This window comes from Kitasatospora sp. NPDC091276, assembly GCF_040684355.1.
GTDB lineage: Bacteria > Actinomycetota > Actinomycetes > Streptomycetales > Streptomycetaceae > Kitasatospora.
The window spans coordinates 37,574-64,170 of record NZ_JBFBFU010000027.1; the positions used below are offsets into that span (position 1 = coordinate 37,574).

25 protein-coding genes and 1 pseudogene are annotated in these 26,597 nt (G+C 75.0%); 13 read left to right on the plus strand and 13 right to left on the minus strand.

Annotated features, from left to right (window positions below; translation table 11 throughout):
- Positions 1–250: 250 nt before the first annotated feature.
- Complete coding sequence (locus AB0O19_RS28720) at positions 251–829, minus strand: hypothetical protein (RefSeq protein ID WP_363369767.1); 579 nt, start codon at positions 827–829, stop codon at positions 251–253.
- A 263-nt stretch (positions 830–1,092) separates the two neighbouring features.
- Between AB0O19_RS28720 and AB0O19_RS28725 the strand changes: the two genes are divergently transcribed.
- Complete coding sequence (locus tag AB0O19_RS28725) at positions 1,093–2,256, plus strand: acyl-CoA dehydrogenase family protein (protein WP_363623623.1); 1,164 nt, start codon at positions 1,093–1,095, stop codon at positions 2,254–2,256.
- Between the two features lie 128 nt (positions 2,257–2,384).
- On the opposite strand, the gene AB0O19_RS28730 is transcribed toward AB0O19_RS28725, so the two are convergent.
- Positions 2,385–2,864 (minus strand): hypothetical protein, encoded by a 480-nt coding sequence (locus AB0O19_RS28730; RefSeq protein ID WP_363623625.1) that lies wholly within the window; start codon positions 2,862–2,864, stop codon positions 2,385–2,387.
- A gap of 229 nt (positions 2,865–3,093) precedes the next feature.
- Between AB0O19_RS28730 and AB0O19_RS28735 the strand changes: the two genes are divergently transcribed.
- From AB0O19_RS28735 to fxsA, 4 genes are all read left to right on the plus strand, one after another.
- Positions 3,094–3,534 (plus strand): Lrp/AsnC family transcriptional regulator, encoded by a 441-nt coding sequence (locus AB0O19_RS28735; protein WP_350883567.1) that lies wholly within the window; start codon positions 3,094–3,096, stop codon positions 3,532–3,534.
- A 31-nt stretch (positions 3,535–3,565) separates the two neighbouring features.
- Positions 3,566–5,179 (plus strand): amidohydrolase, encoded by a 1,614-nt coding sequence (locus AB0O19_RS28740; protein ID WP_363623627.1) that lies wholly within the window; start codon positions 3,566–3,568, stop codon positions 5,177–5,179.
- Positions 5,180–5,504: 325 nt separating this feature from the next.
- On the plus strand, positions 5,505–7,145 hold the full coding sequence (gene lnt, locus AB0O19_RS28745) for an apolipoprotein N-acyltransferase (RefSeq protein ID WP_363623628.1): 1,641 nt from the start codon (positions 5,505–5,507) through the stop codon (positions 7,143–7,145).
- A gap of 55 nt (positions 7,146–7,200) precedes the next feature.
- On the plus strand, positions 7,201–7,779 hold the full coding sequence (gene fxsA / locus AB0O19_RS28750) for an FxsA family membrane protein (RefSeq protein ID WP_363623630.1): 579 nt from the start codon (positions 7,201–7,203) through the stop codon (positions 7,777–7,779).
- A gap of 134 nt (positions 7,780–7,913) precedes the next feature.
- Here fxsA and AB0O19_RS28755 read toward each other — a convergent pair whose 3' ends face one another.
- From AB0O19_RS28755 to AB0O19_RS28765, 3 genes are all read right to left on the minus strand, one after another.
- Positions 7,914–8,288: an RNA polymerase-binding protein RbpA gene (locus AB0O19_RS28755; protein ID WP_030306127.1), complete on the minus strand. Its 375-nt coding sequence runs from the start codon at positions 8,286–8,288 to the stop codon at positions 7,914–7,916.
- A 275-nt stretch (positions 8,289–8,563) separates the two neighbouring features.
- Entirely contained in the window at positions 8,564–10,180 is a 1,617-nt protein-coding gene (locus AB0O19_RS28760) for a hypothetical protein (protein WP_363623632.1), read from the minus strand.
- 127 nt (positions 10,181–10,307) lie between these two features.
- Complete coding sequence (locus tag AB0O19_RS28765; RefSeq protein WP_063346460.1) at positions 10,308–10,502, minus strand: hypothetical protein; 195 nt, start codon at positions 10,500–10,502, stop codon at positions 10,308–10,310.
- Positions 10,503–10,933: 431 nt separating this feature from the next.
- Between AB0O19_RS28765 and AB0O19_RS28770 the strand changes: the two genes are divergently transcribed.
- The 4 genes from AB0O19_RS28770 to AB0O19_RS28785 all read left to right on the plus strand — a co-directional run bounded on the left by AB0O19_RS28770 (position 10,934) and on the right by AB0O19_RS28785 (position 13,686).
- On the plus strand, positions 10,934–11,359 hold the full coding sequence (locus tag AB0O19_RS28770; RefSeq protein ID WP_363623634.1) for an ankyrin repeat domain-containing protein: 426 nt from the start codon (positions 10,934–10,936) through the stop codon (positions 11,357–11,359).
- Positions 11,360–11,382: 23 nt separating this feature from the next.
- Positions 11,383–11,895: a GNAT family N-acetyltransferase gene (locus AB0O19_RS28775; protein WP_363623636.1), complete on the plus strand. Its 513-nt coding sequence runs from the start codon at positions 11,383–11,385 to the stop codon at positions 11,893–11,895.
- A 49-nt stretch (positions 11,896–11,944) separates the two neighbouring features.
- Positions 11,945–13,018 carry a serine hydrolase domain-containing protein gene (locus AB0O19_RS28780; RefSeq protein ID WP_363623638.1) on the plus strand — a complete coding sequence of 358 codons (1,074 nt, stop codon included), beginning with the start codon at positions 11,945–11,947 and terminating at the stop codon, positions 13,016–13,018.
- Positions 13,019–13,188: 170 nt separating this feature from the next.
- Positions 13,189–13,686, plus strand: a complete 498-nt coding sequence (locus AB0O19_RS28785; RefSeq protein ID WP_363623640.1) for an NUDIX hydrolase — start codon at positions 13,189–13,191, stop codon at positions 13,684–13,686.
- A gap of 24 nt (positions 13,687–13,710) precedes the next feature.
- Here AB0O19_RS28785 and AB0O19_RS28790 read toward each other — a convergent pair whose 3' ends face one another.
- The 3 genes from AB0O19_RS28790 to AB0O19_RS28800 all read right to left on the minus strand — a co-directional run bounded on the left by AB0O19_RS28790 (position 13,711) and on the right by AB0O19_RS28800 (position 16,063).
- The gene (locus AB0O19_RS28790; RefSeq protein WP_363623641.1) at positions 13,711–14,361 is read right to left on the minus strand and encodes a vitamin K epoxide reductase family protein; all 651 of its coding nucleotides are present in this window, start codon (positions 14,359–14,361) and stop codon (positions 13,711–13,713) included.
- A gap of 68 nt (positions 14,362–14,429) precedes the next feature.
- Positions 14,430–15,251 carry a thioredoxin domain-containing protein gene (locus AB0O19_RS28795; RefSeq protein WP_363623642.1) on the minus strand — a complete coding sequence of 274 codons (822 nt, stop codon included), beginning with the start codon at positions 15,249–15,251 and terminating at the stop codon, positions 14,430–14,432.
- Positions 15,252–15,388: 137 nt separating this feature from the next.
- Positions 15,389–16,063: a hypothetical protein gene (locus AB0O19_RS28800; protein WP_350883589.1), complete on the minus strand. Its 675-nt coding sequence runs from the start codon at positions 16,061–16,063 to the stop codon at positions 15,389–15,391.
- A gap of 284 nt (positions 16,064–16,347) precedes the next feature.
- On the opposite strand from AB0O19_RS28800, the gene AB0O19_RS28805 reads away from it, so the two are divergent.
- Entirely contained in the window at positions 16,348–17,235 is an 888-nt protein-coding gene (locus tag AB0O19_RS28805) for a CHAD domain-containing protein (protein ID WP_363623644.1), read from the plus strand.
- A 195-nt stretch (positions 17,236–17,430) separates the two neighbouring features.
- On the opposite strand, the pseudogene AB0O19_RS28810 reads toward AB0O19_RS28805, so the two are convergent.
- Positions 17,431–17,601 (minus strand): annotated as a pseudogene (locus AB0O19_RS28810) (helix-turn-helix transcriptional regulator); the annotation flags it as partial.
- A 162-nt stretch (positions 17,602–17,763) separates the two neighbouring features.
- Between AB0O19_RS28810 and AB0O19_RS28815 the strand changes: the two are divergent.
- Positions 17,764–18,537 (plus strand): SDR family oxidoreductase, encoded by a 774-nt coding sequence (locus AB0O19_RS28815; protein ID WP_363623646.1) that lies wholly within the window; start codon positions 17,764–17,766, stop codon positions 18,535–18,537.
- 82 nt (positions 18,538–18,619) lie between these two features.
- Here the strand turns inward: AB0O19_RS28815 and AB0O19_RS28820 are convergent, their stop codons facing one another.
- Positions 18,620–19,399, minus strand: a complete 780-nt coding sequence (locus AB0O19_RS28820) for a uracil-DNA glycosylase (protein WP_363623648.1) — start codon at positions 19,397–19,399, stop codon at positions 18,620–18,622.
- A gap of 171 nt (positions 19,400–19,570) precedes the next feature.
- Here AB0O19_RS28820 and AB0O19_RS28825 point away from each other — a divergent pair, with 171 nt between their 5' ends.
- Together AB0O19_RS28825 and AB0O19_RS28830 are read left to right on the plus strand one after the other, a co-directional pair.
- Positions 19,571–20,542, plus strand: a complete 972-nt coding sequence (locus AB0O19_RS28825; protein ID WP_363623649.1) for an SPFH domain-containing protein — start codon at positions 19,571–19,573, stop codon at positions 20,540–20,542.
- Between the two features lie 77 nt (positions 20,543–20,619).
- On the plus strand, positions 20,620–21,093 hold the full coding sequence (locus AB0O19_RS28830; protein ID WP_363623651.1) for a CBS domain-containing protein: 474 nt from the start codon (positions 20,620–20,622) through the stop codon (positions 21,091–21,093).
- A 151-nt stretch (positions 21,094–21,244) separates the two neighbouring features.
- On the opposite strand, the gene AB0O19_RS28835 is transcribed toward AB0O19_RS28830, so the two are convergent.
- The 3 genes from AB0O19_RS28835 to AB0O19_RS28845 form a co-directional block, all read right to left on the minus strand.
- Entirely contained in the window at positions 21,245–24,166 is a 2,922-nt protein-coding gene (locus AB0O19_RS28835) for an FAD-binding and (Fe-S)-binding domain-containing protein (RefSeq protein ID WP_363623653.1), read from the minus strand.
- Positions 24,167–24,340: 174 nt separating this feature from the next.
- Positions 24,341–25,345 (minus strand): glycosyltransferase family 2 protein, encoded by a 1,005-nt coding sequence (locus tag AB0O19_RS28840; RefSeq protein WP_363623655.1) that lies wholly within the window; start codon positions 25,343–25,345, stop codon positions 24,341–24,343.
- Between the two features lie 201 nt (positions 25,346–25,546).
- Positions 25,547–26,212 carry a lytic transglycosylase domain-containing protein gene (locus AB0O19_RS28845; RefSeq protein WP_363623656.1) on the minus strand — a complete coding sequence of 222 codons (666 nt, stop codon included), beginning with the start codon at positions 26,210–26,212 and terminating at the stop codon, positions 25,547–25,549.
- Between the last annotated feature and the right edge of the window lie 385 nt (positions 26,213–26,597).

A 26,597-nucleotide genomic window follows, 5' to 3' on the forward strand; every position in this document is an offset into this window, starting at 1 on the left:
CATCTGCGCCTGCGAGGAATCGTACCGGCGTGGCGCTGATCCGGAAGGGCGCCCACGGAGTCAAATGCGATCGTGTGAGCGGTCGTTGAGCGGGTGGGGGCCTGGACCGGGGGTGCGGGAGCGCGATTCGGAAAGGACCGGACGGCGCCCCCGGCTCACGGGGGAACAAGCCGGGGACGCCGGGTCCGAGGCGGCCGGAACATCCCGTTCCGGCGGCTGAGGAGAACCTAAATCCTGGCGACAGCGCAGGTCAAGGGCTTGTTGAAGGTTCACCCACGGTGCCCGGCGTGATTCGCCCGGTCACCCCGTCGACCCGCGTCCCGGCGAACGGACGGCTCGGATCCGCGGCGAAATGCGCCGATTCGGCCCGGGCCCAGCCGGCCCAGAACTCGGCCAGATCCGGCCCGTCCCGCTGCTCGCCGCGCCGCCGGGCCGAGGCGGCGTCCAACTCCAGCCAGATCACCCGGGCCAGCCACGGCCGCACCGCCCGCCGTCCGGCGCCGACGCCCTCCACCAGCACCACCGGGGCGACCGGCACCGCGGCCGTGCCCGCGAAGCGGCGCAGCGTCCAGTCGTACACCCGGTACGCGCCGTCCCGGCCGGCCGCCAGCGGCTCCAGCACCTGTTCGCGCAGCCGCCCGGTCCAGCCGAAGGGCTCGGCGTGGGTGGCCAGGTCGTCGAGGTGGACCACCGGTGCCCCGCCGAGCGCCGCCGCCAGCCGCCCGGCGAAGGTCGTCTTGCCCGAGCCCGCGTGCCCGTCCACCGCGACCAGCCGCACCGGCCCGCAGGAGGGCGGCAGTGCGCGCAGCTCCGCCGCGAGCGAGGCCACCGCGTCGCCGGGAACGGGTGGAAGGGCGGGGGAGAGGGGTCGGGAAGCAGCCACAACGGCAACCCTACGGTGCCGTAGCCCACCAGTCCGTCCAGTTACTCCTGGGTGATCGTGACGGCGGCGCGGGTTTCCGGCATACTCGCATCGCCATGCCTGTGAACGGCCGTTCACCGTAATCCGGTGCCGGTCGGGCCGACCTGCCACACCCGCGCCGGACCAGCCACACCACGCTCCGGTGCCCGATCGAGGAGGCGACCGCCGCCATGACCCCGTCCCCAGTGAAAGCCGTGGAGCGCCAGCTGCCCAGCGAGGAGGCCCACGAGCTGCTGAGCCTCACCCGGGACCTGGTCCAGCGCGAGCTGCAGCCCCGCGCGGCCGAGGACGAGGCCGCCGGCCGCTTCCCGCGGGAGGTCTTCCGCACCCTCGGCGAGGCAGGCCTGCTCTCCCTCCCCTACGACGAGAAGTACGGCGGCGGCGGGCAGCCCTACGAGGTGTACCTGCAGGTGCTGGAGGAGCTGGCGGCCGGCTGGCTGGCCGTCGGCCTCGGGGTGAGCGTGCACACCCTCTCCTGCCACGCGCTGGCCGGCTTCGGCACCGAGGAGCAGCGCGGCCGGTGGCTGCCCGGAATGCTCTCCGGCGAGCAGCTCGGCGCCTACTGCCTCTCCGAACCGCAGTCCGGTTCGGACGCGGCCGCGCTGCGCACCCGCGCCGACCTCGACGGCGACGCGTACGTGGTGAACGGCACCAAGGCGTGGATCACCCACGGCGGCCGGGCGGACTTCTACAGCGCCCTGGTGCGCACCGGCGACGAGGGCTCCAAGGGCATCAGCTGCCTGCTCGTCCCGGGCGACGCACAGGGCCTGTCGGCCGCCCCGCCGGAGCACAAGATGGGCATGCGCTCCTCGCCGACCGCGCAGCTGCACTTCGACGGCGCCCGGGTCTCCCGCGACCGGCTGATCGGCGAGGAGGGCCAGGGCTTCCAGATCGCGCTCGCCGCACTGGACTCCGGCCGCCTCGGCATCGCCGCCTGCGCGGTCGGCGTCGCCCAGGCCGCGCTCGACCTCGCGGTCGACTACGCGCGCACCCGCCGTCAGTTCGGCCGCCCGATCGCCGACTTCCAGGGCCTGTCCTTCATGCTCGCCGACATGGCCACCCAGATCGAGGCCGGGCGGGCGCTCTACCTGTCCGCCGCCCGGCTGCGGGACGCGGGCCTGCCGTTCTCCAAGGAGGCGGCGATGGCCAAGCTGTTCTGCACCGACGCCGTGATGCGGGTGACCACCGACGCGGTCCAGGTGCTCGGCGGCTACGGCTACACGCAGGACTTCCCGGCCGAGCGCTACATGCGCGAGGCGAAGGTGCTGCAGATCGTCGAGGGCACCAACCAGATCCAGCGCCTGGTGATCGGCCGTCACCTCACCAGGGGCTGAGCCCCCCCACAAACGGCCTCCGGCCGTCACTCCAGGGTGCGGAGTGACGGCCGGAGGCGTCTTCGATCCTGCGTCAACCCGCCTGCGCGGGCGGGCGGATCAGCAACCCGCCCGCGCGGGCCGGCGGATCAGCGCCGGACCAGGCGGCGGCGCTGCTCGGGGATGGCCGAGATGGCCGAGATGACCGGGACGGCCGGGGCGACGACGGCGGTCCGCGTCGGCCGGTGCGCCACCGCGTGCGAGAACGGCTGGGTGCGCCAGTCGAGTTCGGTGGGGAGCCTGAACAGCGCGTCGAGCACGCCGGGTTGGGCGTCCTCCGGGGTCTCCACCTCGGCGAGGTCGTCGGTCGGCGTGCCCGAACCCGGGCACAGCGCGGGGGTGAAGGGGTTCCAGGCGGTCGGCAGCAGCGCGTGCTGCGGCAGCCGCTCCTCGTCGGCCACCAGGGCGATCGGGCGGCGGCACTCGGGGCAGTGCACCCGGAAGATGTCCCAGGTCTCGGCCTCGCCCGGGTCGATGCCCGGGACGTGGCCGTGATCGACCGCGAGGTCGTCGCGGCCGGTCGTATCGTCGGTCTCGTCGGCGCCCAGGGCACGCTGGTCAGTCGGCATGAGGATCCCCCTCGGATCGGGCCCGGCGTGGTCGCCCGGGGCCACAACCAGCACTTCCCTCCGATTCGGGCTCATAACCCTGCGGTCCGGTGCACCGTGATGCACCGGGTGTGTCCTTGGCCACATCCACTGCCACATTCGCCTGGCATTTGCCCGCGTGACACCTGCGGGCACCCGATGTGACACCGCGTGCGCCCCCCGTGCCCCCGACCGGGTAGGTTTGCGCACTGTGGAGGATCTCGACCAACGCATCGTCCAGCTGCTCCTAGAGGACGGCCGGATGAGCTACACGGACCTGGGCAAGGCCACCGGCCTGTCCACCTCGGCGGTGCACCAGCGGGTGCGCCGCCTCGAACAGCGCGGGGTGATCCGCGGCTACACCGCGATCATCGACCCCGACGCCGTCGACCTGGCACTGACCGCGTTCATCTCGGTCAAGCCCTTCGACCCCAGCGCCCCGGACGACACCCCCGAACGGCTGGCCGGCCTGCCCGAGATCGAGGCCTGCCACAGCGTCGCCGGCGACGAGAACTACATCCTCAAGGTGCGCGTCGGCGCCCCGGGAGACCTGGAGGACCTGCTCGCCCGCATCCGCAGCGCCGCCGGCGTCTCCACCCGCACCACCGTCGTCCTCTCCACCCCCTACGAGGCGCGACCCCCGAGGCTCTGAGGACGAACCCCGCAGGTGCAGACTTAGCGGCATGACCGAACGCACTTCCCGGACCGTCCTGCTGCGCGGCGGCGCCGTCTACAGCCCCGCCGACCCCTTCGCCACCGCGATGCTCGTCGAGGGCGAGCACATCGCCTGGGTCGGCAGCGACGGCGCCGCCGAGGCGTACGCCGCCACCGCCGACGAGATCGTCGAGCTGGACGGCGCCCTGGTCACCCCCGCCTTCGTCGACGCCCACGTGCACGCCACCGCCACCGGCCTGGCGCTCACCGGCCTCGACCTCACCGGCAGCCCCTCGCTGGCCGACGCCCTCGCCGCCGTCACCGCCTTCGTCGACGCCCGGCCCGAGCCCGACGGGGTGCTCATCGGCCACGGCTGGGACGAGACCGGCTGGCCCGAGGGCCGCCCGCCCACGCTCGCCGAACTCGACGCCGCCGCCCGCGGCGCCGCGCTCTACCTCTCCCGCACCGACGTGCACTCCGCGCTCGCCACCACCGCGCTGCGCACCCTCGCCCCCGGCCTGGCCGAGCGCCCCGGCCACGCCGCGGACGGCCCGCTCACCAAGGACGCCCACCACGTCGTCCGGCGGACCGCGCTCGCCCACCTCACCCCCGAGCAGCGCAGCCGCGCCCAGCGCGCCACCCTCGCCCGCGCCGCCGAACTCGGCATCGGCGCGCTGCACGAGTGCGCCGGCCCGGAGATCTCCTCCGAGGCCGACCTGGCCGCCCTGCTGGCCCTCGCCGCCGAGGGTGAAGGCCCCGAAGTCTTCGGCTACTGGGGTGAGTTGGGCGGCGTCGAGACGGCCCGCAGGCTCGGCGCGGTGGGCGCCGGCGGCGACCTCTTCGCGGATGGCGCGCTGGGCTCGCACACCGCCTGCCTGCACACCCCCTACGCCGACGCCGAGCACACCGGCACCGCCTACCTGACCGCCGAGCAGGTCGCCGACCACGTCGCCGCCTGCACCGAGGCCGGGCTCCAGGCCGGCTTCCACGCCATCGGCGACGCGGCCGTGGCCGCCGTCCTGGACGGCGTCCGGGCGGCCGGGGAGCGGGTCGGCGCCGGGCGGGTCAAGGCGCTGCGCCACCGCGTCGAGCACGCCGAGGCGCTGGACGACGAGTCCGTCGCCGCCTTCGCCGAGCTCGGCCTCACCGCCTCCGTCCAGCCCGCCTTCGACGCCGCCTGGGGCGGCCCGGACGGCATGTACGTCCAGCGCCTCGGCGCCGAGCGGGCCGCCGCGCTCAACCCCTTTGCCGCCCTGCTGCGGGCCGGTGTGCCGCTGGCCTTCGGCTCGGACGCCCCGGTCACCCCGTTCGACCCCTGGGGCACCGTCCGCGCGGCCGCCTTCCACCAGACCCTGGACCACCGGATCTCCGTCCGCGCGGCCTTCACCGCGCACACCCGCGGCGGCTGGCGCGCGATCGGCCGCGACCAGGACGGCGTGCTCGTGCCCGGCGCCGTCGCCAGCTACGCGATCTGGGCCGCCGACGAACTGGTCGTCCAGGCCCCGGACTCCCGGGTGGCGGGCTGGTCCACCGACCCGCGCTCCGGCACCCCGGGCCTGCCCGACCTCACCCCCGGCCACCCGCTGCCGGCCTGCCTGCGCACCGTCGTCCGCGGCCGCACCGTCCACCGCGCCGCCGAGTAGAGCCGAGCAGACCCGCGTGAACCCGGCCGAAGCGGCGGCCCGGCGGCCGTGGGTCGACCCCCGGGGGACGACCGCCCCGCTGGTCCCCGCCGGCTTCACCGTCCCCCGCGAGCTGCCCGCCCCGGACTTCCGCCGGAGCCCCTGGGCGGGCAGCACCACGCCGCCGACCCCGCCGCCCGGTCGGGGGCGTGTGCGGCAAGGCCCGCCGGGCCGTGAGCCGCTGACCCTGCTACCACCCTGACCTCACGCTTCCCTGACCTTCCGGGGTACCTTCTTCGGACAGCGTCCGAACAGCAAGATCCAGGAAGATGGTGCGCCGGTGGCCATGCCCGTCACCCAGGAGCGGCCGGGGGCCGCACCCGAGCCGGCGGAGTCGGCGCCCAGGCCCGGCCGGGCCGCCCGCGCCGTCGCCAAGGTCCGGGCGGGCCTTCCCCGCACCGGCCTCGCGGCTCTGGCGGGTCTGCTGCTCGCACTCGCCTTCCCGCCCTTCGACCTGTGGCCGCTGTCGCTGCTCGGCGTCGCCGCGCTGTCCCTGCTCACCCGGGGCCGTACCGTCCGCCAGGCGGCCTGGACGGGCTTCGCCTTCGGCCTGCCGTTCTTCCTGCTGCTGCTCAGCTGGCTGCGGGTGGTCGGCTGGGACGCGACGGTCGGCCTGTCGGTCGTGGAGGCGCTGTTCCTAGCCGTCCTCGGCGGCGGTCTGGCCCTCACCTCCCGGCTGCCGGCCTGGCCGCTCTGGGCGGCCTGCCTGTGGATCACCCAGGAGTGGGCGCGCGACCGGCTGCCGTTCGGCGGCTTCCCGTGGGGGCGGCTGGCCTTCGCCAACACCGCGACCCCGTTCACGCCGCTGGCCGCGCTCGGCGGCGCACCGCTGGTGACCTTCGCGGTCGCGCTCTCGGGAGCCCTGCTCGCCGGCGCCGCGCTGCGCCTGCGCGGGCCGCGCAAGACGCCCCGGGCCGCCGCGCTGGCGGGGCTGGGCGCGGTGGCCGCGCTGCTGGCCGGGTACCTGGTGCCGGTGCCGACCGCGCCGGCCGACACCGTGAAGGTCGCCATCGTCCAGGGCAACGTGCCCAACCCGGGCATGGACTTCCTGGGCCGCCCGATGATGGTCCTCAACAACCACGCGACGGCGACCGAGCGGCTGGCCGCGGACATCGCCGCCGGCAAGGTCGAGCGCCCCGACATCGTGATCTGGCCGGAGAACTCCTCCGACCTGGACCCGTTCAGCGACCCGCTCGCCTACCAGCGCATCGACCAGGCCGTGAAGACGGTCGGCGTGCCCACCCTGGTCGGTACCCTGGTGGACGGCCCGGACGCGCAGCACGTCCAGAACGAGGGCATCGTCTGGGACCCGAAGACCGGCCCCGGCGCCTCCTACACCAAGCAGCACCCCGTCCCGTTCGGGGAGTACGTGCCGTTCCGCGCCCAGCTGATGAAGGTGATCACCCGGCTCCAGCGGGTCGCCCGGGACTTCTACCCCGGCGACCACAACGGCGTCATGCAGCTCGGCCCGGCCCGGATCGGCGACGTGATCTGCTTCGAGGTCGCCTACGACGAGATCGTCCGCGACACCGTGGACAGCGGCGCCCGCGTCCTGGTGGTCCAGACCAACAACGCGACCTATGCCAAGACCGGCCAGCCCGAGCAGCAGCTCGCGATGAGCCGGCTGCGCGCGGTCGAGCACGGCCGGGCCGTGCTGATCGCCGCCACCAGCGGCATCAGCGCGGTGATCGCCCCGGACGGCACGGTCCAGCAGCGCACCGAGGAGCTGACCGCGGCCGAGCTGTCGGCGGTCGTCCCGCTGCGCGACGGCACCACGGTCGCCGACCGGGTCGGCGCCGCGCCGGAGTGGACGCTGGCCCTCGCGGGCCTGCTGGCCTGCGGCGCGGGCGTGCTGGTCGGCCGCCGACGGAAGGCCGGCGCCGGAACACCGGCCGCGGGGGAATCGTTGGACCAGGTGGTGCCGTAGCCGGCCCGGACCTCCCGTGCGGCGCGCAGAGCACTGCTTGGAGTGGATTCGTACCGTGACCCAGCAAGCTACCCCCGCCCGTCCGGCCCCGCGCGGCAAGCTCCGCCGGGTGCTGCCGCTGCTGATCACCGCCTGGCTGGTGCTGGAGATCTGGCTGCTGGTCCAAGTGGGCTCGTGGCTGGGTGGATTCGTCGTCGTGCTGCTGCTCGTCGCGGGCGCGCTGATCGGCGGTTCGCTGATCAAGCGGGCCGGGCTGAAGGCGCTGTCCGCGGCGATCGAGCAGAGCAAGGACCCGAAGTCCGAGCAGCCCGAGACCGGCACCAGCCTGACGGTGCTGGCGGGCCTGCTGCTGATCGTCCCGGGCTTCCTGTCGGACCTGGTGGCGCTCACCCTGCTGTTCCCGCCCACCCGGGCGCTCTGGCGGGCCGGTGGCCGCCGGGTGGCCGACAAGGCGCTGCGCAGCACCGTCGCCACCGGGGCTGATCCGTTCGCGGACGCGATGCGGTTGCAGGAGCAGCTGCGCATCCACCGCCCGGACGGCAAGGTGATCCAGGGCGAGGTGGTGGAGCCCGGTGATGGCCCGCGCGGTCCGCAGGGCCCGGACACCACCTACCGCCCGCCGATCTCGGGCTGACCGCCCCTCCCGGGAACGCGAGAGCCGGCCTCGCCTCGCCTTCCCGGGAGCGCGGGAAGGCGAGGCGGGAACGCGAAAGGGACCCTGGTGACCAGGGTCCCTTTTCGCGTCCTCCCGCCGTGGCGGGAGCGAGGTCAGGCGCTCTTGCGGGTGTCCCGCGGGTGTACCGCGAGGTTCATTCCGCCGGAGCGGAGCACGGCCAGTCGCTCGGCCAGTACCTCCTCCAGTTCCTCACGGGTCCGGCGCTCCATCAGCATGTCCCAATGGGTACGCGTCGGCTTGACCTTCTTCTCTTCCGGCTCGTCGCCGTCGAGAAGTACCGCCTCCTGGCCACAGAAGCGGCATTCCCAGGCCTGGGGGATCTCCGCCTCGACCGAGAAAGGAACCTCGAATCGGTGTCCGTTCTGACATGCATACTCGACGGTCTGGCGGGGAGCCAGATCGATACCGCGGTCGGTCTCGTAGCTAGTGGCCCCGAGTCGCGTGCCGCGGAGAGCTCGCTCGCTCATGAATCGTGCCTCCCGGGCTTATGGCCCACAGGACTAGTGGTCGCTGTTCTTCGTCGTTCGGTCAACGCTCGGCTTCCGACGAAGATTCCCGTCCGGGGACATGCGTCGTCTGTCGTGCCGCCCCTGTTTGTACCCATCGGCGCCCGATTTGTCACATCTGGCCGTGGATATCACCCTAGGTGTCACATATTTCACATCTGGTGATCGGTCGGCCTTTCCGTGACGAGCCTACCGGGGCGGGATTCGACGACCGCCGCCGCCCCCGCCCGCCGCGGTCAGGAGATCGGGCGGGAACGGATCATCGGCTCGCCCTTGGCGAGGTCGACCGGGTGGGCCAGGGGGGCCGGATCGGCGGGCAGGACCACCGGCGGGCGCTCCGGCCGGGGCGGCAGGTCGGCGGCGGCCTCGGTGCGGGTGTCGCGGTGCGGCAGCAGGGCGATCACCGCGTCCCGCAGCTGGGCCGGGGCCTCCTCGTCCAGCGGGTCGACGGTGGCGGGCACCTGGAGCCGGACGGGGGTGCCGTTGCCGATCCGGGCGTAGCCGCGGCCGGCGGGGGCGTGCGCGGCGGGCACGATGTCCAGCGGTGCGCCGAGCACGGCGTGGCCCTCCTCGGGCCCGGTGGGGCCGAGTACCACCCGGGCCCGGGTGGTGGAGCGCACGGTCGAGGTGATCCGGCCCCTGGCCTCGACGTCGTCGGCGATCACCACGGTGACGCGGGCGGCGCGGCCGTGCCGCAGCGGCAGCTCCAGCAGGTCCTGCGGGTCCGGGCGGCCCTCGGCGTGGGCGAGCTCGCTCAGCTCGGTCGGGTGGTCCAGGAGCAGCCAGAGCGGGCGGGTGGCGTCCTCGGGGGGCGCGGTGCCGGCGTGCCGGGCGGCATTCAGCGCGGCGAGCCGGCGCTCGGTCTCCTGCGCGGCCCACTCCAGCGCGGCCAGCGCGCCGTGCAGGCTGGTCTCCACGGTGTGCACGCCGGGCCGGTTGACCAGGCAGGCGTGCTCCCCGGTGCCCGCGCCGTCGACCACCACCAGGTCCCCGTACGGGAGCGCCTGGAGCGCGATCGAGCGGATCAGGCTGGAGGTGCCGTAGCCGGTGACGCCGAGCGCCAGCAGGTGCGGCTCGGCCGAGCGGGGGCCGGTGCGCCAGACGACCGGCGGCTGCTGGGCGATCGCGCCGCCCTGGGCGACCGGGATGGTCCGGGCGGTGCCGTCCTCGTCGGTGAAGCCGAGCACGATCTCGCCGGGGGCGGCCACGAAGCGCTGGGCGACGATGTCGGCGGGCAGCGGGGTGAGCGCGGCGATCCGCAGCCGGTTGGACTCCTCGTCCCAGTCGAAGCGGTACTCCCGGGCCCGGCCGGCCTTGCCCTGGACGACCTGCTCGATCCGGGCCCGCGCGATCGGCTCGGTGTCGGTGAAGTACGCCGGGTAGCCGAGTTCCAGCCGGGAGAGCCGGCCCTCGTCGTCGAACTCCCAGGAGTCGAAGGCGTGCTTGTAGTGGCCCTCGTAGTGGTACAGCGGGTTGGTGTCCTCGGGGCCGCACAGGTACGGCGTGAGCGCCGCGTAGAGCGCGCCGAGCTTGATGTCGGCGACGTCCGGGGCGGGCGGGGCGGGTGCGGGCTTGGGGGCCCGGCCGGCCCAGGCGGAGCTGGCCATCAGGGCGATCAGGGCGAACAGCAGGCCGTGCGGCAGCAGGTAGACGCCGACCAGCATCGCGGCGGAGAGGAACAGCGTCGGGCCGCGGCGCTCCTTCGGGGTGGCGTTCCAGCGGTCCTTGGCCCAGCCCGCGTGGTGGCGCAGTCCGCGGCCGATCACGGAGAGCGGGGCGAACATGTCGGAGGCGTGGTCCCCGGCGGTTCGGGCGATCTCGCGGCCCTTGCTGAGATGGCGTTGGAGCGGCATTCCTTGACTCCCCGGGCGAGTGGGACGGGTCGGGTGGCGGAGGCGGAGCCGGTACGACGGGACCCGGGGCGGTGGGATCCGCGCCCGGGCCCGTGCGGGGGAGTGGCAGCGCCTGGAACGTGGACCGCTAGAACTTGAGGCCGCCGAGCAGGCTCGCCAGGCTGGCGCCGCCGGCGGTGATGCTCGGGGCGATCGAGGAACCGGCGACGTAGAAGCCGAAGAGGGCGCAGACGACGGCGTGGGAGACCTTCAGCCCGTCCCTGCGGAAGAACAGAAAGGCGATGGTGCCGAACAGGACGATGCCGGAAATCGAGAGGATCACGTTCTGCTCCTCGGGGAGGGGGGACGGGGACGGTGTTACGGAAAGTGCGCTAATCGTGACAAAAAGTAATAGATGATGGAACGGTGCAAATGGGTGGTTTCCCGTTCAACGTCGCCCTGGAGTTCGGGCGAAGGCGGGCGGACCGGCCGGGGTGGGGCCGTGTCCCGCGCAGTTCCAGTGCGGCGAGGCATTCCCGCCGGGTGGGCGGGAGGTTTCCGGGGGGTCGGGGAAGTTCGCCCGGATGGCCGCCGTTCGAGGGCTGCCCTCCGCCATCCGGACGCGCGCTGGCCCGGCCCGGCGCCCGGCCGCTACGGTGCGGTACGCGCGGCTTCTCCAGCCGCACTCCTCCAGCGACACTCCTCCACCGTGGCTCTGCCGCCCGCGGAACCCGTAGAACCCGCAGAGCCCGCAGACCGGAAAGGCCGCCCGCCATGACCGACGACGCCAACCAGCAGCCAGCCGACGCCCCCGGCGCCCCCGACGCCGAGGTGATCGCCCTGGCCGGAAAGCTCTTCGACGCCGCCCGGGCCGGCGAGACCGACACCCTGGCCGCCTACGTGGACGCCGGCGCGCCCGCCGACCTCACCAACGACCGCGGCGACACCCTGCTCATGCTCGCCGCCTACCACGGCCACGCCGCCACCGTCGAAGCCCTGCTGGCGCGAGGCGCCGACCCGAACCGCGCCAACGACCGCGGCCAGACCCCGCTCGCCGGCGCCGTCTTCAAGGGCGCCGAGGACGTGCTGACCGTCCTGCTGGACGGCGGCGCCGACCCCACCGCCGGCACCCCGAACGCCGTCGACACCGCACGGATGTTCGGCAAGAACGAGCTGGTCGCCCGTTTCGAGGCCCGCTGATCCAGGTCGTAGGCTCTTCCCTCATGAAGAGCACCACCATGGAGGCCGGAACCGTCGAGTTCCGCGTCACCGGCTACGCCCACCCCGACGCCCAGGCCCTGTCGGCGGAGGTGCAGCAGGAGTACGTCCGCCGCTACGGCGACCCCGACGAGACCGTGCTGCACCTCGACGACTTCGACTCGCCGGGCGGCCTGTTCCTGGTCGCCTACCTCGACGGCCGACCGGTCGCCTGCGGGGGCTGGCGGGCCAAGCAGGCCGGGCCGGACGGGCTGCGTGACGGCGACGTCGAGCTGAAGCGGATGTTCGTGGTCCCCGCCGCCCGCGGCCGTGGCCTGGCCCGGGCGGTGCTGCGCCGCCTGGAGCAGACCGCCGCCGAGGCCGGACGCACCCGCGTCATCCTGGAGACCGGCACCGAGCAGCCCGAGGCCGTGGCGCTGTACGGGTCCGAGGGGTACGCGGCGATCCGGAAGTTCGGCATCTACCGCGACCACCCGCAGAGCATCTGCCTCGGCAAGGAACTTCCCGCGGAGGCCTGACCGGCCGCCCGCCCGCCGGGTAGGCTCACGACACCTCTGAGGGGGGGCGATGAGCCAGCAACCGCCAGGAGCCGACCGGCTCCCCGCCCTGGCCGCGCCCGGTGGGGAGCTGGACCGGCTGGTCCGGGACGGCGTGCGCACCGTCGGGGCCGGCGCCGTCTGGGCCGTCGGCGATGCCGGGGGGACGCTCGGCGGCGGCGCGCACGGCGTGCTCGGGCAGGGCCCGTACGCCCGGCTCGCCCCCGGGCCGGACACCCGGTACGACCTCGCCAGCCTCACCAAGATCATCGCCCTCTGGCCCTGCGCCGGAGTGCTCCGGCAGGCCGGGCGGCTCCCGCTCGACGCGCCGCTCGGCCACTGGTGGCCGCCCGCCTCCGGGCATCCCGTCGGTGTGGTGACGGTCCGTCAACTCCTCGCGCACACCGCCGGAATGCTCCCTCGCACCGGATTCGAGCAGCTCTACGGGCCCGACCTCGCGGCGATCCGGGCCGGGGTGATCGCCGCCCCGCTGCACCGCGTCCCCGGTGCGGCCGTCGAGTACACCGACCGCGCCGCCGTCCTGCTCGGCTACCTCGTCGAGGACCTCGGTGGCGCGCCGCTGGACGAGCTCGCCACCCGCTGGATCTGGCGGCCGCTCGCCATGGCCGACACCCGGTACGGGCCGCTCGGCCCCGCCGACACCGCCCGCACCGCGCCCACCGAGTACGACCCGCGGGCCGGGAGCCACCTGTGCGGCGTCGTCCACGACCCCTCGGCCCGGCTGCTCGGCGGCGTCTCCGGCAACGCCGGGGCCTTCTCCACCGCCCGCGACCTCGCCCGCTTCCTCACCGCGCTGCTCGCCCCGCCGCCCCAACTGCCTTGGGGCGAGGCCTGGATCGCCGAGTCGCTGCGCGAACAGACCGGCGGCCTCGCCCCTGCTCGCGGCCTGTCCTGGCTGTACGCCCCCGGCACCGACCCCGCCGAGGGCGCCTTCGTCCACTACGGCTTCACCGGCACCGGCATCTGGATCTCCCGGCGGCTCGGCCGCTGGGCGCTGCTGCTCACCAACAAGGTCCACTACGACCGCGACATCCAGCCGCTCACCGACCTGCGCAACGCCTACCGGCGGGCGGTCTTCGGATAGGGGCTCTCTTCCGGACCGCGCCGGGCGCGCGGCGTGATCCGGAAGAGAGCCCCTGGGTCCGTTCCTGCGTCGAGTACCCGATCGGGTGGATTAGGGCACGAACCGCCGGATCCGGCACGGGGGTTGCGGCAGAGTGGCCACCGCGACGGGGCACCGGTGGAGGAGGCGCGATGACGGACACCTGGCTCTCGGAACAGGACTGGCTGGCCGGACTGCTGCGCGCCTACGTCGGCTGCAGCGTGCTGCTCACCGGCGAAGGCGGCGACGTCCTGCTGCTGAAGGCCAGTTACCGCGCCCAGTGGCAGTTCCCCGGCGGCGGGATGGACCCGGGCGAGGGCCCCGCCGAATGCGCCGCCCGCGAACTGCGCGAGGAGACCGGGCTGGTGGCCGGCGAGCTGCGGCTGCTCGTCGTCGAGTGGCGCGATCCGATCCCCGGCCAGGGCGAACACGCCCACCCCGCCGTGCAGTTCATGTTCGACGGCGGAACGGTCCCGGCCGGCGCGACCATCCGGGTGCAGGCCGAGGAGATCGCCGAGTACGGGTACTTCACCCCCGCCCGGGCGGCCGCACTGCTGCACCCCTGCGCGGCGCGCCGGCTCACCCGGGCCCTGGCGGCCCGGCGCACCGGCGCCACCGCGCTGCTGCACTCCACGGGATACGTAGGCTGACGATCCGTCAAATATGCCAGTCCGTCAGACCAGCGTGCTCCAGTAGTACCAGAACCGATTGAGGATCAGCAGCGCGATCACCGCCGCCCACAGCACCGGCACCGCCCAGTGGTAGCGCGCCGCCTCCCGCACGACCGGCCGCAGCCGCGGGCCCACCGGGATCACCCCCGTCCGGAGGTTGTGCAGCGTCGTGTACCAGAACAGCACCACCACCGTCGCCCACACCACCATGCAGTACGGGCACAGCGCGCCGATCCGGTACAGCGCCTCGTCGATCAGCCAGTGCACGAACACCACCCCCAGCAGGGTGCCCGCGTGCAGGCCCAGCCAGAACCAGCGCCGGTACGCGGCACCGGCCAGCAGCCCCGCCCCGACCGCCGCCAGCGCGCCGAAGGCGGCCAGCCCGAGCAGCGGGTTCGGGAACCCGAAGACCTCCGCCTGCTCGGTGCGCATCACCGAACCGCAGCTGATCACCGGATTGAGGTTGCAACTGGGGACATAGGACGGGTTCTCCAGGATGCGGAGCTTGTCGAAGGTCAGGACGGCCGAGGCGGCCAGCCCGATCAGCCCGCCGAGGAACAGCAGCAGGGAGAACGCCCGGCCCGCGCCGACCGGCGCACGGCCGGGGGCGCCGGGGGCGGGAGGGGAGAGGTGCACAGAGTTAGCGGCGGACATGGCAGCACACTCCGGTGGCTGGGAGGAGCCGGCCCGGCCGGGGTTCGGCCGGGCCGGTGGTGCCGTGCTTACTTCAGGCCGGCGGCCTGCTTCACCTGGGCGGTGAACTGCTCCGGCGTCACCGTGGACTGGCCGCTGAACAGCGTGATCGGCTTGCCGTCCACCTTGACCGTCGGGGTGCCCGTCACCCCGCTGCCGTTGAACGCTTCCGCGACCTTCGCCGCCCACGGCGCGTACGTCTTGTCGGTGACGGCCTTCACGAAGGCGTCCGTCTTCAGCCCCGGCACCTGGCCGGCCAGGTCGAGGATGTGGTTGACGTTGCCGAAGTCGTCCTTCCGCTCGTCGGGCTGGTTGGCGTACAGCACGTCGTGGAACTGCTTGAACTTGTCCACGCCCTCGTTCAGCGCGGCCCCCGCGGCGGCCAGCGCGGTGCGCGAGCCCTTGCCGCCGAGGGCGTTGTCCAGGAACGCCGCCAGGTGGAACTCCACCTTGACCGAGCCGTCCTCGGTCAGCTTCTTGACCGCCTCGCCGTTCGCCGCCTCGAAGTGCTTGCAGACCGGGCAGCGGAAGTCCTCGTACACCTCCATGGTGTGCGGGGCGTCGGCCTTGCCGTAGGTGATCACCGTGCCGTCCGGGCCGGAGGCGTTTGCCGGGACGACCAGCTCGGTCGGCGCGGACGCATCGGCGGCCGCCTTCGAGTCCTTCTTGCCGGACGCCGAGTTGATCGCGACCGCCGCTCCGCCCGCGAGGGCGAGCACCGCGACGGCGGACACCGCCACGACGATCCGCTGACGGCGCTTCGAGGCCGCCTGCTCGATGCGCTGCGCCTCCTGGATCCGCTCACGGGCACTGATGCGCTTGGCCTGCTGCTTGCTGGGGGTCTGAGCCATGGAAGGTCAACTCCTGTACGCGGCGCGTGGATGCGCGCGGGAAACCGCACCGGGTGCGGCGGGATCGGGTGAACGCGGGAGTTGTGCGCGCTGCCTGCGGACGAACGTGCGCGGCGGCCCCAAAGGCCTCGGGCGGGTCAGCAGGCAGGCGCGAGAACCGGCGGACCACGCCGGGGAGCCGGGCTCAGCACCACGTCCTCGCGGCGCGGCCGCACGCGGTCCGACACCGGCAGCGGCACCCGCAGCACCGGCCGAACCGGAGCCGGGAGCAGCAGCAGGACCAGGGCGCGCAACGGGCGGGCCAGCGACTGGCGCAGCGCGCGCAGCGACCGGGCCAGGCCCGACAGGGCCGCGTCGCCCAGCCGCAGCCAGGCAGCGGCGGCCAGTGCGATCACCAGGTGCACCAGCAGGAGCAGCACCTGGGTCGCCGCCGGGGCCAGCGGCCCCACGTGGCCCAGCGGACCGGCCAGCAGCGACCCGTCCACCGAACCGCCGCCACACACCAGCAGGTTCACACCGCGCGCGGGCACGTGCTCGGACAGGATCGGCCCACAGCCGGCCTGCCCCAGGTTGAACGTCGTGTTGAGCAGCAGCTCGACCGGCACCAGCACACCGGAGATGTGCAGCAGCCGCCGCTCCCCGCCGGCCAGCGCGGCCGCGACCAGGAAGACGACGGCGGTCGCGGCCGCCACCAGCGAGAGCGGCAGCGGGCGACCCGTGATGACCACCTGGCCCAGCGCGGACAGCGGCACGGCGAGCGCGGTGAACACCGCGGCCCGCAGGGCCCTGATCGCATGGGTGGAGGTCGTCACGTCCCGGAGTATGCCACGACGCTTACATCCGGCACGAGGGCGCGTACCCGGGGAGTGGAAGCGTTGTCCGTCGGAGGCCGTTCGTTCACCCGCCTGACGCGCGCTCAGCCGGGATCGCTTCGCTGTTCGTGCGGGTCGGCGTCCTGTGCGCCGCGCGGTCGTCCCGGGCCTGCTCGTCCCCGCCCGGGCCTGCTCGTCCCCGTCGCGGTCCTGGTCGTCGTCGGGCCCCGGGGCCCGTAGCCTGGAATGCGTTCCCGGTGACCCCGATGAGGGGGTGAGCGCTCATGGCGCGACCCGCCACCACGGTGGGGCAGGTGCTGCTGGACCGCCTCGGCACCCAGGCGGCGGTGCTGGCCGGCCTCGACGACGCCGTCCGGGCGGACGAACCGGACGCGGTGCACCGGATGCGGGTCGCCTGCCGGCGGCTGCGCAGCGCCCTGCGGACCTTCCGGCGGCTGTTCGCCCCCGGGGCCACCGACCACCTGGTCGCCGAACTGCGCTGGCTCGCGGCCGCCCTCGGCCGCGCCCGGGACGGCGAGGTGCTCGCCGAGCGGCTGGCCGCCCAGGCCCGGGCACTGCCCGCCGTCTGCCGGCCGGAGCGGGTCGCGGCGGAGCTGGAGCGGTGGGGGCGGGTCGAGTACCGGCAGGCCTGGCCCGAGGTGCTCGCGGCCCTCGACAGCCCGCGCCGCCGCGCCCTCGCCGACGCCCTCGCCACCCTCCTCGCCGACCCCCCGCTGCGCCGCCGGGCCGGCCGTGACGCCGTCCCCGAGCTGGCCCGGATCGCCGAGCGCGAGCAGCACCGCACCGGCGAGCGCGTCCGGGCGGCCCTCGACGCCGGGGCCGGGCCCGCCGAGCAGCGCGACCGCGCCCTGCACGAGGCCCGCAAGGCCGCCAAACGCGCCCGCTACGCCGGCGAGACCGCCGCCCCGGCGGTCGGCGCGGCCGCCGAGCGGTACACGGACCGGATGAAGGCCGTCCAGGAACTGCTGGGCGAGCACCAGGACGCGGTGATCGCCGCCGACACCCTCGCCGGGCAGGCCGCCGACAGCGGCGAGCCCTTCGGCCTCGGGGCGCTCTACGCCCGCCAGCTCACCGCCGCCGAGACGGCCCGGGCCCGGCTGCCCCAGGTGTGGGACCGGGCGGCGGGGCGCAAGCTGCCGCGGTTCGGCTAGGGCGAACCCGGGTCGGCGCCGCGTGGGCCGGGGCCGCGTCGTGGGCGGCGGCGAAGGCGTGGCGGGCGCGGCTGCCGGGTGGGGCGAGGCAGACGAAGACGTACCGGCCCTCCTCGGGCAGGGCGAGCACCGTGTAGTCCAGGACGTCGGTGTCCAGTGCCGGATGGCGGATGTGGAGCCGGCCGGGGCCGGGCGGCCCTGCTCCAGCCGGGCGTAGTAGTCGGCGGAGATGCCCGCACGGGCCGCCACCTCCTCGCGGCGCAGCCCGGGCGTCCGGCGGCGCCCGGCCGGGGGCAGACCCGCCTCGGCGGGCGCGAGGCGGGCGCGGCGGGCGCGCAGGAACGCGCCCAGCGGGGTCTCGGGCATGCGGTCACGCTGCCACAGCCGGGCGGGGTTAACCAGGACCTGGCCGTCCCTGGCCGGCCCGTCCCCGGTCGGCCGGTCCCCGGTCGGCCGGTCCCTGGTCGGCCCGTCCCCGGGAAGGGCTGGCCGCTGGTGGTCCGGGCGGGGCGCCGGGAGGCTCGTCGCATGGGACTTCTCGACGACAAGGTCACGATCGTCACCGGCGCCGGGCGCGGCATCGGCGCGGCCGCCGCCCGGCTGTTCGTCCGGGAGGGCGCGCTGCTGGTGCTGGCCGCCCGCTCCGGCGCCGAGGTGGAGGCGCTGGCCGCCGAGCTGCGGGCCGGCGGGGCCCGGGCGGTGGCCGTCGTCGCCGACCTGACCACCGCGGAGGGCGCCGAGCGGACGGTCGAGGCGGCGCTCACGACGTACGGCCGGCTGGACGCGGCCTTCGACAACGCGGGCTCCGGCCTGTCGCCGGCCCCGCTCGCCGAGCGCACCGAGGCCGAGTGGGACGACACCCACGCGCTCAACCTGCGCGGCGGCTGGCTCTGCCTGCGGGCCCAGCTGCGGGCGATGGCGGCGGGCGGTCGGGGCGGCGCGGTGGTGCTCAACTCCGGGGTGGGCGCGCTGGTCGGCGGCTTCGGGGACGGCGTCCAGCAGGCTGCCAAGCACGGCCTGACCGGCCTGGTGAAGGCGGCCACCGCCGACTACGCCCGACACGGCATCCGGGTCAACGCCGTCGCGCCCGGCGTGGTGCGGACGCCCTCGACGGAGCAGTTCTTCGCGTCCGGCCCGGAGTTCGACGCCCTGGTGGTCCGCTCGACCCCGCTGGGCCGGGCGGGCTCGGACACCGAGATCGCGGAGGCGGCGGCCTGGCTGCTGAGCGACCGGGCGTCGTACGTGGCCGGGGTGACCCTGCCGGTGGACGGCGGGATCACCGCGACCCGGCGGTTCGACTGAGCGCGGGCCCGGCCGGTTCGGGGAAGGCCCGGCCGGTCGGGGCGGGCCCGGCGGCACCGTACGGGGGTCGGTGCCGCCGGGCCTACTCCGGCGCCGGTTCCAGCCCGGCCGACCGGGCGGCGGTGCGGAGCAGGGCGCGGAGCATGGGGGTGGTGAGGCGGCCGGTGTTGGTGTTGCGCGGGCTCACGTGGTAGCAGCCGTACAGCTGGAGGGCGGGGCCGCCGTCGGTGGCGGGGAGGACGGCCAGGGCGCCGTGACCGAAGGCGGGTCGGGGCCGGGGGACCTGCCAGCCGGCCTGCGCGAGGGCGGGCAGGAGGGCCTGCCAGGCGAAGCCGCCGAGGGCGACGACGGTTCGTACGGTGGGGCGCAGCAACTGGAGTTCGCGGGTGATCCAGGGGCGGCAGGTGTCGCGTTCGGCGGTGCTGGGCTTGTTGTCGGGCGGGGCGCAGCGGACCGGGTCGGTGATGCGGACGCCGTACAGGCGCAGGCCGTCGCCGTACCGGACGGACTCGGGGCGGTTGGCGAGCCCGAGGTCGTGGAGCGCCGCGTAGAGCAGGTCGCCGGAGGGGTCGCCGGTGAAGATCCGGCCGGTGCGGTTGGCGCCGTGGGCGGCGGGGGCGAGGCCGACCAGGACGAGCGGGGCGTCGGGCGGGCCGAAGCCGGGGATCGGGCGGGCCCAGTAGTCCCAGTCCAGGTAGGCGCGGCGCTTGGTGCGGGCGGTCTCCTCGCGCCACTGGACCAGGCGCGGGCAGGCCCGGCAGTCGGTGACGACGCGGTCCAGCGCGGTGAGCGAGGTGGCGCGGGCGGCGGCCTCGGCGGGGTGGCGGGGGTGGCCGGGGTCGTCGGCGGCGGACTGCGGCATGGCCACGATCCTACGGTCCGGCTCTGGCCCCGCGTCGGCCCTGCGCCGGCCTGCCCGGGCAGGCGTAGCGTGGAATCAGCTGCTCCGGCGGCCCCCGGCTGGGCCGGGTCGGCGACGGCCGGGGCTGGCTGGCGCGCGAGGAGGCCTCGCCGAGGCCGCAAGGAGGCCGCGATGATCGTCGATGCGGTGCTGGGTGCCATCGGGGGGCTGGTCGGGCTGGGGGCGATCTGGGCGGGCCTGAGCGTCCGGGTCGTCCAGCAGTTCCAGAAGGGAGTGGTGTTCCGCTTCGGCCGGGTGCGCAGGGAGGTGCGCGAGCCAGGGCTGGTGGCGCTGCTGCCGATCGCGGACAAGTTGCGCAAGGTGAACGTGCAGATCGTGACGATGCCGATCCCGGCGCAGGAGGGCATCACCCGGGACAACGTGACCGTCCGGGTGGACGCGGTGGTGTACTTCCGGGTCGAGGACCCGGTGAGGGCGACCGTCAACGTGCAGGACTACCAGTTCGCGATCTCCCAGGTGGCGCAGACCTCGCTGCGCTCGATCATCGGCAAGAGCGAGCTGGACGACCTGCTGGCCAACCGCGAACCGATCAACCAGGGGCTGGAGTTGATGATCGACAGCCCGGCGCTGGGCTGGGGCGTCCAGATCGACCGGGTGGAGATCAAGGACGTCGCGCTGCCGGAGTCGATGAAGCGCTCGATCGCGCGGCAGGCGGAGGCCGAGCGGGAGCGGCGGGCGCGGATCATCACGGCGGACGGTGAGTACCAGGCCTCGGCCCGGTTGTCGGAGGCGGCGGCGGTGATGAGCGCGACCCCGGCGGCGCTCCAACTGCGGCTGCTGCAGACGGTGGTGGAGGTGGCGGCGGAGAAGAACTCGACGCTGGTGCTGCCCTTCCCGGTGGAGCTGCTGCGCTTCCTGGACAGTGCGACGGACAACCAGCAGCGGGCCGCGGTGAATGCCGCGGCGGCAGCGGCGAAGGCCGCCGAACGGGCCGCCGTGGAGCGGGAGGAGGCAGCGAAGGCGGAGGTCGAGCAGGACCGGTCGCAGCACGAACTCCCGCCGCTGGAGGAACTGTTGGACCAGTCGCCGCTTCCGGGCGCGGACGCGCCGGGCGGGCGCGCGGAGCCGGACCAGGCGGCCTGACCGGTGCCCGGTGGCGGCCTCCGCGGGCCCGGACCAGGATGGACAGGGGGGCGGAAGCCAGGCCAGGAGGCGGGACCATGACCAGAGCCAGCGACATCATGCACCCGGGCGCGGAGTGCATCCGCGAGCACGAGACGCTCGCCGCCGCCGCCCGGATCATGCGGGAACGGCACGTCGGCGCGCTGCCCATCTGCGGGGAGGACGACAAACTGCTGGGCATCGTGACCGACCGCGACATCGTGCTGCGCTGTGTCGCCGAGGGCCGGGACCCGGCCGGGGTGACGGCGGGCGAGCTGGCCCTGGGCCGGCCGATGACGGTGGAGGCGGACGAGGACGCGGAGCAGGTGCTACGGGTGATGGAGCAGTACCGGGTGCGCCGGCTGCCGGTGATCAACCACCCGGAGCACAAGCTGGTCGGGATGATCAGCGAGGCGGACATCGCGCGCGGGCTGCCGCAGGCCCGGGTCGCGGAGTTCGTGTCGGCGGTCTGCGCAGAGGAGGCGCCCACGGAGGAGGCGGCCACGGAGGAGGCGGCCAAGGCCGGGGCCTGACGGCGTCGGGGTCTGACGACGGCGGCGGATCGGGCCGGCGGATCAGGGCCGTTGCGATCAGTCAGGGCATCGGACGCGGCCGACTGCGGCTACCCGACGAAGGAGGAGGCCGCGGCCGCGCCGGGGCCTTCCTCGGCGAGCACGCCGCGCCCTAACCGCGCTCCCGAAGCGCCCGGGCGATCAGTTCCGCCAGGTGCAGGGCCTGGCGGCCCTGGGCGAGTTGGGCGATCTGGGTGCGGCAGCTGAAGCCGTCGGCCAGGACCACCGTGTCGGGGGCGGCGGCCCGGACTTCGGGGAGCAGGACGCGCTCGGCGATCGCCTCGGACACCTCGAAGTGGCCCCGCTCGAAGCCGAAGTTGCCGGCCAGGCCGCAGCAGCCGGAGTCCAGCACCCGGTTGTGCAGGCCGAGTCGGTCCTCGATCCGGCGGTCGGCGGCGCTGCCGAGGACGGCGTGCTGGTGGCAGTGGGTCTGGGTGACGGCGTCCAGCGGGACCTGGGGGAGCGGGGTGTCGGGGGCGTACTGGTCGAGGAACTCGGCGAAGGTGCGGGTGCGTTCGGCGAGCGGGCGGCCGTCCGGGCCGAGCAGCCGGGGCAGGTCCTCGCGCAGGGCGGCGGTGCAGCTCGGGTCCATGCCGACCACCGGGGTGTCGGCGGGCAGCCCGGTGCCGGCCAGCGTCCGCAGGCTGCGCCGCAGCACCCGTCGGGCGGTGCCGAGTTGGCCGGTGGAGTACCAGGTCAGGCCGCAGCAGACCGGGCCGGCGGGCAGCCGTACGTCGAAGCCCAGGTGCTCCAGCACCTCGACGGCGGAGCGCAGCACGTTCGGCTGGAGGTGGTCGGAGAAGGTGTCCGGCCACAGCAGCACCGGCCGTGCCCCCGCCGGGGCCGGGTGCGCGGCGCGGTGGCGGCGGTACCAGCGGGTGAAGGTCTCCGGCGGGAGGACCGGCAGCACCCGGCGCCGGTCGATCCCGGCGAGCCGCTTGAGCGGCCCGGCGGCCGGGGAGCGGGCGAGGGTGTTGGCGGCGCCGGGGGCGAGGGCGGCGGCCCGCAGCCAGAGCGGCAGCCAGCCCATCGAGTAGTGGGCGAGCGGGCGCGGGCGGTGCCGGTAGTGCTGGTGCAGGAACTCGGCCTTGTAGGTCGCCATGTCGACATGGACCGGGCAGTCGCTCGCGCAGCCCTTGCAGCTCAGGCAGAGGTCCAGGGCCTCCCGGACCTCCGTCGAGCGCCAGCCGTCGGCGATCGCCGCGCCGCCCTGGTGGCCGGGAGGCGCTGTCATGCCGCGCAGCATCTCGGCCAGCAGCCGGGCCCGGCCCCGGGTGGAGTGCCGCTCCTCGCCGGTGGCCATGTAGCTGGGGCACATCACCCCGGTGTTCGGGTCCACGCACTTGGCGACGCCGACGCAGCGGTGCACGGCCTTGGCCAGGCTGCCGCCGTCCTGCTCGTACGGGAGGGCGAGCGGCAGCGGGCGGCGCGGGGCGGTGACGAAGCGCAGGTCGGCGTCGAGCGGGCGCGGGTCGACCAGGGCCCCCGGGTTGAGCAGGTGCTCGGGATCCCAGATCCGTTTGAACTCGCCGAACAGGGCGATCACGTCGGGCGGGTACATCCGGGGCAGCAGTTCGCCGCGGGCCTGCCCGTCGCCGTGCTCGCCGGACAGCGAACCGCCGTAGGAGACCACCAGGTCGGCGGCCTGCTCCAGGAACTCCCGGAAGACCGGTACCCCGGCGGGCTCGTCCAGCGGGAAGTCGATCCGCAGGTGCACGCAGCCGTCGCCGAAGTGCCCGTACGGCACGCCGTGCAGGCTGTGCCGGCGCAGCAGGGCGCGCAGGTCCCGCAGGTAGTCGCCGAGGCGCTCGGGCGGGACGGCGGAGTCCTCCCAGCCGGGCCAGGCCTCCCCGCCGCCGGGCAGCCGGGTGACGATGCCGGCGCTCGCCTCCCGGACGGCCCAGAGCTGGCGCTGCTCGGCCGGGTCTGTGACGAGGGCGACGGAGGCGGAGCGCTCGCGGCGCACCGCGTCGGCGAGCCGGCGGGCGGCCTGGTAGGCCTCGACCGGGGTGGCGCCGCCGGTCTCCAGGAAGAGCCAGCACTCGCCCGCGGGCAGCCGGTCCAGTGCGGGCGGGCGGGGGCCGGCGGCGAGCAGTGCGGCGATCAGGTCGGCGGACATGCCCTCGGCGGTGAGCGGCCCGAGCGGCAGCAGCGCGGGGACGGCGTCGGCGGCGGCGCCCTCGTCGGGGTAGCCGGCCACCACCAGGGCGCGCGCGGGCGGCTCCTCGACCAGCCGGACGGTCGCGCCGAGCAGCAGCGCGCAGGTGCCCTCGGTGCCGGTGAGCGCGCGGGCCAGGTCGTGGCCGTGCTCGGGCAGCAGGGCGTCCAGCGGGTAGCCGGAGGTGCGGCGGGGCAGCGCGGGCAGGCCCTGGCGGATGGCGGCGAGGTTGCGGTCGGTGAACTCCTGGAGCTGCCGGTGGAGTTCACCGGGCCGCCCGGGCAGGGTGCGGAGCGCGGCGCGCTCCTGCGGGGTGAGCCGGCCGCCCACGGTCAGCTCGGTGCCGTCCGCGAGCAGCAGGTCCAGCCGCTCGACGTTGTCCGAGGTGCGCCCCCAGGCGAGCGAGTGCGAGCCGCAGGAGTCGTTGCCGATCATGCCGCCGAGGGTGCAGCGGCTGTGCGTGGACGGGTCGGGGCCGAAGCGCAGCCCGTACGGCCGGGCGGCGCGCTGGAGGTCGTCCAGCACGGTGCCCGGTTGGACCCGGGCGGTGCGGGCCTGCGGGTCGACGTCCAGGACGGCGCCGAGGTGGCGGCGGAAGTCCAGCACCACCGCGCCCGGGCCGATCGCCTGCCCGCCGATGCTGGTGCCCGCCCCGCGCGGCACCACCGGCACGCCGTACCGGCGGCAGAGCGCGAGGGCGGTGCGGACGTCGTCGAGGTCCGCGGGTTTGACCACGCCGAGCGGCAGCTGCCGGTAGTTGGACGCGTCGTGGCTGTAGACGGTCCGCTCGGCGGTGCCGAAGCGGACCTCCCCGCGCAGCACGGCGGCCAGTTCGCGGGCCAGCTCGGCCCCGGGGGCTGCGGACGGACGGCTCACCAGGGACCTCCGGGCGGGTGCGGCGACGGCTCCGGCCGATCATGGCAGCCGCGCGCCCGCAGGGGTACCGGCCACGGCCGGGGTACCGCCGATGGGGTGTCGGCGGGCGGCCACCCGGCCAGGGCCTAGGCCCCGCCGCCTGCGGAGGCGGGGCCGCACACGTCCGGAGTCCGGTCACCGCCGCCCGGTGAGCGTGCCGCGGGCGATGTGGGAGAGCTTGGCCATCTCGAACGCCGGGTAGGCGCCGCCGGCCAGCAGCGAGAACTTGATCCCCTCGCGGCCGCCCGGCCGCCGGTGGCCGGGCGGCTGGAAGCGCCGGTGGTGCTCGGCGGCCCGGTGGAAGAACTGCGGCCGCTCGGCGCGGGTGACGCACCCGGCCAGGTCGAAGACGAACAGGTAGTGCCGGATCATCCGGACGAACAGCGCGTCCCGCACCGCGTACAGGTGCGGCTGGTCCTCCAGCAGCGCGAAGCTGCGCTCGTACTGGTCGAAGAGGTCGAACACGCCGCTGCCCGGGGAGCCGGTGGGGTGGACGGTCTCCCGGCGGCGCAGCTGCACGCACTCGCGCGCCAGCACGGCGACGCGGCGGGCGCCGAGCAGCGCCGCGTGCACCACCGGGATCTCCTCGTACCGGCCGTCGGGGAAGGCCAGCCGCAGCTCCTCCCAGTGGCCGCGGCGGATCAGCCGGTCCCAGACCAGCGGCGGCGCGCCGAACAGCGCGGGCTGGTCGAAGGGCTCGAACACCTCGGGGCCGGTTTCGGCGAGCAGCGACTCCGCCCCGCCCGGCCAGTCCCGGTCGTTGTGCCGGCGGGAGTGGCCGAACAGCAGCAGGTCCACCGGGCCGGTCTGCCCGAGCCGGTCGGCGAGGGTCCGCAGCGCGTCCTGGGGCAGCTGGTGGTCGGCGTCCAGGAACAGCAGGTACTCGCCGGCCGCCCGCGCCGCCCCCGCGTTCCGGCTCACCCCGACCCCGACCGCCGCGTTGAGGTGCAGGACCGACAACCGCGGGTGCCGGGCCGCGTACGCGTCGACGAGCTCGCCCGCGGCGTCGGGGGAGCGGTCGGCGACCACGATCACCTCGACGTCCTGGAGGGACTGCGCGAGCAGCGAGTCCAGGCAGTCCGCGAGCTGTTCGTGCTGGTCGTAGGCGGGGAGCACGACGCTGATGAGGGGTGAGGGCATGACGCCGGAGCGTAAGAGGACGCGCTGACCGTGGCAAAGCCCTGACGGTGCGTAATACCGGGCAATCACCGCCAAATCGTACGACCGTACGCCATATCTTCACGCGGCCTGCCGGACGCGTCCACGACAGCCGGAACGCGCCGGGGCCCGCGACGCGTGCTGCGTCGCGGGCCCGGGGGGCCGAGGCTTGGCGGCCTCGATTCAGTACCAGTGGTGGTTCTGCCAGAACGACCAGGCGGCGCAGGGGCTGCCGTAGCGGGAGTTCATGTAGTCCAGGCCCCACTTGATCTGGGTGGCCGGGTTGGTGCGCCAGTCGGAGCCGGCCGAGGCCATCTTGCTGCCGGGCAGCGCCTGCACCAGGCCGTACGCGCCGGAGGAGGCGTTGACGGCGAGGTGGTTCCAACTGCTCTCGCGGGACACGATGTTGCTGAAGCACTGGAGCTGGCCGGCCGGGACGAGCTGCGCGGCGATCTGCTGCGGGCTGCCGGTGAGGGCCGGGGCGCTGGTGAGGTTCTGGCGCGCCTGGGAGCGGGAGGCGGCGGCGTCCGCGTCGGCCTTGGCCTTGGCGTCCGCCTGGGCCTTCGCGTCGGCCTCGGCCTGGGCCTGGGCGGCGGACTCCGCCTCGGCCTGGGCCTGCGCCTGGGCTTCCTGGGCGGCCTGGTCGGCGGCGGCGGCAGCGGCAGCGGTGTCAGCCTGGGCCTGGTCGGCGGCCGCCTTGTCGTCCACCGTGACGGCGGCCGCGGGGGCGGCGGCCTCGGTGGTGCTCCCGGCCTGCGGGAGGGCGAGGGCGGCGGTGGCGGCGCTCGCGACGACGAGGGTGGCGATGCCGGTGATCAGGGAGTTGCGGCGGGCATGGCTGAGCTGCATGAAGCGGACAATCCTTTTCCGTCGGGGGCCGTGCCGGTGGCACCGGGTGCGGGGCATCGCACGGGCGCCCGGGTGAGCGGGGCCCGCGCGGCCGTCCGGGACGGCCGTGGTGCCCCGGCGGAAGTGGCGGGGCGGGTCGGCTGCGCGGCGGACGGGGCCGGCTGCGCTGCCTGGCGACGGGCCATTCTTGGCAGGGCCGGGGACGGGTCGCAAAGGCAGTTGCCACTACGGCGGGTAGTAGCCGCAGGGCGGGCGTGGCGAGAAGCGGTGATGGTTTTGGGGGAATTTGTCCGACTTGCGTATTTGTAGGTCGGAGGCTGGTGGCGCGGGCGGAATGTGCGGGTGCGAGGTGTGGTGGCCTGCGTTCTTCGAGGTGTTCCGGGCG